This is a genomic window from Candidatus Aquicultor sp. (assembly GCF_054640775.1).
This window is the reverse complement of record NZ_JBTSLF010000219.1, coordinates 1-3,889: the sequence shown is the minus strand read 5'-3', so window position 1 is coordinate 3,889 and position 3,889 is coordinate 1. Positions and strand designations below refer to the sequence as shown.

General features: G+C 47.9%; 6 protein-coding genes. 4 read left to right on the top strand and 2 right to left on the bottom strand.

Annotation, left to right across the window (positions count from 1 at the left end; translation table 11 throughout):
- Both ACYC56_RS13085 and ACYC56_RS13080 read left to right on the top strand, forming a co-directional pair.
- Nucleotides 1–542: hypothetical protein (locus ACYC56_RS13085; RefSeq protein ID WP_461374617.1), on the top strand; the 542-nt coding region annotated here is incomplete at its 5' end.
- Nucleotides 543–556: 14 nt separating this feature from the next.
- Complete coding sequence (locus tag ACYC56_RS13080; protein ID WP_461374616.1) at nt 557–904, top strand: YraN family protein; 348 nt, start codon at nt 557–559, stop codon at nt 902–904.
- 185 nt (nt 905–1,089) lie between these two features.
- Here ACYC56_RS13080 and ACYC56_RS13075 read toward each other — a convergent pair whose 3' ends face one another.
- Both ACYC56_RS13075 and ACYC56_RS13070 read right to left on the bottom strand, forming a co-directional pair.
- Entirely contained in the window at nt 1,090–1,587 is a 498-nt protein-coding gene (locus ACYC56_RS13075; RefSeq protein WP_461374615.1) for a universal stress protein, read from the bottom strand.
- 193 nt (nt 1,588–1,780) lie between these two features.
- A complete protein-coding gene (locus tag ACYC56_RS13070) occupies nt 1,781–2,257 on the bottom strand; it encodes a universal stress protein (RefSeq protein ID WP_461374614.1) in 477 nt (158 codons plus the stop codon).
- A gap of 179 nt (nt 2,258–2,436) precedes the next feature.
- On the opposite strand from ACYC56_RS13070, the gene ACYC56_RS13065 reads away from it, so the two are divergent.
- Together ACYC56_RS13065 and ACYC56_RS13060 are read left to right on the top strand one after the other, a co-directional pair.
- Nucleotides 2,437–2,721 (top strand): hypothetical protein, encoded by a 285-nt coding sequence (locus ACYC56_RS13065; RefSeq protein WP_461374613.1) that lies wholly within the window; start codon nt 2,437–2,439, stop codon nt 2,719–2,721.
- A 412-nt stretch (nt 2,722–3,133) separates the two neighbouring features.
- Nucleotides 3,134–3,889: hypothetical protein (locus ACYC56_RS13060; RefSeq protein ID WP_461374612.1), on the top strand; the 756-nt coding region annotated here is incomplete at its 3' end.

The following is a 3,889-nucleotide window of genomic DNA, read 5'->3' as shown; positions in this document are numbered from 1 at the left end:
ATATGCAGCGGCTAGAGCTTGCGCTGCGCCTCCAGAAAGAAAAATACCTCCCGCTCAACGTGATCAGGCAGAACCTGGATATGATGGATATGGGCCAGCTCACGCCCGAGGTAAAACAGCTCGCCGATACGAATCACGATGCCCTTATAACATCGGATGACGGGCCCGTGCCGACAGAGAAGGCTATCGGCAGCATCGGGATATCCCCCGAGACCGCCAAGATGCTAGAGAACTTCGGAATCGTCCAACCGATAAAGACAAGCGAAGGCAAGTGCTATAACTCCATCGATATACGACTCATGATAATTGCGCGCGAGATGGCGAGGTACGGCATTGAAGCGCGTCACCTCCGCATGTACTCCACCCTGGCTGAAAAAGAATCGACGCTTTTTCAGCAGATACTCTACCCGATCGTGCGCCAAAAAAGCGATGATAAAAGCCAGCGTATACAAGAAGTGCTTGAGATATTAAGCGACCTCTCAAATCAGCTTAAGGCGCTCCTCCTCGAGAAAAAAGTAAAAGAATACTTACAAGTCACCTAGCAGGGCAGACCACCATGGCCTTGGGACAATCCGGTGAGGATTTTGCCGTTCGTTACCTGCGCAGAAAAAACTACCGCATATTGCAGCGAAATTTCCGCACGAAAATCGGCGAGATCGATATCATTGCAAGCACCGGCAAAACGCTTATCTTCTGTGAAGTCAAAACCCGTCTCAGCAAGGCATACGGCCATCCCATCGAAGCTGTGACTCCAAGCAAACAGAGAACTATCCGGAAGGTAGCCGAGGTATATCTGGCGATGGCGAAGGATGTTAGCCGATTTGATTCTATCCGTTTCGATGTTATATCAATACTATCGGAGGGTGCTTCTCTTGAAGTAACGCATTGGGAGAATGCGTTCTAAAACCATTTTCTTCTGCCGGTACTATGGCAGAGGGTAAAAGAAAATGGGCAGGTGTTTCAAAAGGGGACCCTTAAGGGACTATCGGGAGCTATAGTCTTAAGGAATAGGAAAGAGCAATACTTGGCCTAAAAGGCTACTGGGGGAGTTAAACACCTGCCCATTTACCCAACTATATTAAGTTTTCACTAATTGTCTTTTATAACAAGGACCGGTATATCGGTTCCTTTAATCACCGCATCTACGACGCTTCCTAGTGTCCGCCTGATTCCTGATTTCTCGGAGTTTCCGATTACTATAATATCAGGCATAAACTCGTGGGCGCTTTCTATGATCCTTTTTGCGACATTTCCTTTTTCAACTATCTCTTCGCAAGAGATCCCATTCTTTATCGCATACATCCCGGCTACGATTAAGCCGTGATATCCTGGTCTGCCGTTGCCGTTGCCCTTTAAGGACTCATCCACGGTTTTGGCGATTTCGCCCTGTGCTTCAGCGCCGCCCTCTACAAATACCGCTCTCATCTTGGCTTTGAATAACCGAGCCATACTGACCGCGTACTTTGTAGCACTAATCGCTGACTTCGACCCGTCGGTTGCTAAGAGAATCCTCTTAATATCTATGAACAGCTCTTGCGCGTCGTCCGACCTGAAACCTTCGGCCGGGTTATAGAGTTTCTCTCTCAACAGGGGCCTCCAACTGTACCGGTATTGCAACCGGCTCAACATGATTTGCACTAGGCCAACCACATAGAGCTTAATATGTCCGGCTCAGCCTTTACAGCAAAAAGTGGTGAACGGCGCATATACGGGGTAAGAGGAACAAAAGTGAAGTTATTTGGAAAATCAAGCGCTAACGACATAAATTATGGCAAAACGATTAAGACTTAAGGACAAGAATGGGGATGGTGGAGTTCTTAACGACTGTTTCTGCTATGCTGCCGAGCGCTATCCGCCTCAAACCGCTTCGGGCAGTATTGCCGACTATAATAACATCCGCCCAATACTCTTCGGCGGCTTCTATAATTCTCATTGCGACATTGCCCTTTCTAATCACGCTCTTGTATTCGACATTGTTCTTATCAGCGTACAAACGAACGACATCGAGACCGGCCGCAGTCGGACGGATTTCCTTTAATGCATCCCTATCGATTATGCCTTCGGGGGAGTTCCCATCTTCGCTCGGCTCAACGTATATCGCCGTAATGCTGGCGTTCATAACTTTTGCCAGTGCGACGGCATACTTGGTCGCGAGAATAGATGCATCCGACCCGTCGGTTGCTAAAATAATTCTCTTTATATTGGTATTTAGTTCACTGATATCGTCGAGGCTGATACCGCTGTTGTCTTGATTCATCCACTACCTTTAGAAGCTGGGGCACGATTCGACCAAGAAGGGTCGCAAACAATGTTTATTATAGAAGATTCTAATATTACTGAAAAGAAGAAAGATACAGGGCCCCACCGTCACTCTTTAGTTCAGTCTTCGAGTAAATCGGGTATTTACAATGAAAGACTACCTATTGAGGTGAGAACATGACGGAATCGGAATTGCGAGAGATTGTCGAGTCCCAGGGTCTGGCAGGATTAACGGCGAGCGTGTTTACGAATAATCGCGTCTATGTGGGCCGGGTTGCGAGGATAAATGTCACGACCTTGATGCTCATGGAGCCGACCGCAAAGGCCATCGGTGACGTTGCGCCTACCGAAATCATCGGGACTACTTCGGTGGCGGACACCGCCGATCCGGGTGAATCCGGGGGAGCGGCGCACAAGTACGTAGCGATTGCCATTGAAAAAATAGAAGCGATCGGGTTCTAGAATTTTAAAAGGCCCCATCTAAGATGGAAGCCTTTTAAAAGGGACTGATTTGATAGTTATTATATCGATACAATCGCCTAAGAGCTTTAGAGGTTTCTTGCCTATAAAAAGACTGAGGGCCACCGAAGTGGCCGCGTAGCTTACGCTATGTTTTTTCTCAGTCTTCTTAGGGATGCAATATATATCATATCGGCGCAAGTGCCGCTTGGGTTTATACCAGATTGAGAAATATTACCATTATTTTTGCGTTCCCCGTCGCCCCCATACTTTTACCGTTCCTCGCGCGTATCACATATTATATTTCTATAAATTAGTGACCTGCAGATACTGGCTTATTCATTTGCTTGTATTGTATGATTAGCCAAATATATATCGTTCCAGCAAACTACAGGATGCCGAAGAGGAGAAGAGCATGATTAGCAGATTGTCCCTGTTGAGAATTACCATCCCCTTGTTGATTGCTTTGATAGTCGCTCTTACATCGCCTGCTTACGCGGGCACCTCTACACCTACCCCCACTAAGATAAGCGCGGCGGGTCCTGTGTTTAGAAGCATTTCGGTGTCAAAAGCTACAGTGAATGCCGGAGAGACGATCACTGTTGATGTATACGGCGACGGAGGTGGTTCGGCGCTCAGCTTCGGTTCCGTAATATGGGAGTCACCGTCCGGGCAGTGGATAGGTACCGATCTAGAATATAACGAGGCGACAGGCAAGCTTACCAGCTCATTTGCCATTAACAAGTACGCGGAACCGGGAAAGTGGACCTGTATTTCAGTAACGCTCGGTAGCGATAACGGTGGATCCACTTTTGTTGTCGATGAAGAAAGTCTCGGCGGCGCATCTCTGACAATCATTAACGATCATCCTGACATTGAAGCGCCATCGGTAACAGGCATTTCGGTAAGCCCTACGCGAGTTCAAGCAGGTGATGAGATCAAAATCGCGGTTAGGGCGGCCGATGATCTTTCCGGCATCAAGAACGGTGCTGTTATGTTCGGCAACGAGTCGAAGCGGCTTCTCGGTCCATCCATCGATGCGTTATTGGAGTATAACAGGGCTAAAGGCGTTTTGGAGGGCACTGTTGTTGTTCCCGATGATGCTCCGGCGGGTGAGTGGGTTTTAGATACACTCGTGATTTCGGATAACGGCGGCAATGAAGCCTTTCTA

Bases quoted from the DNA above. Each gene is read 5' to 3' on its own strand.
- ACYC56_RS13080 (WP_461374616.1), top strand. From the start codon at position 557: ATGGCCTTGGGACAATCCGGTGAGGATTTTGCCGTTCGTTACCTGCGC.
- ACYC56_RS13070 (WP_461374614.1), bottom strand. From the start codon at position 2,257: ATGAATCAAGACAACAGCGGTATCAGCCTCGACGATATCAGTGAACTA.
- ACYC56_RS13065 (WP_461374613.1), top strand. From the start codon at position 2,437: ATGACGGAATCGGAATTGCGAGAGATTGTCGAGTCCCAGGGTCTGGCA.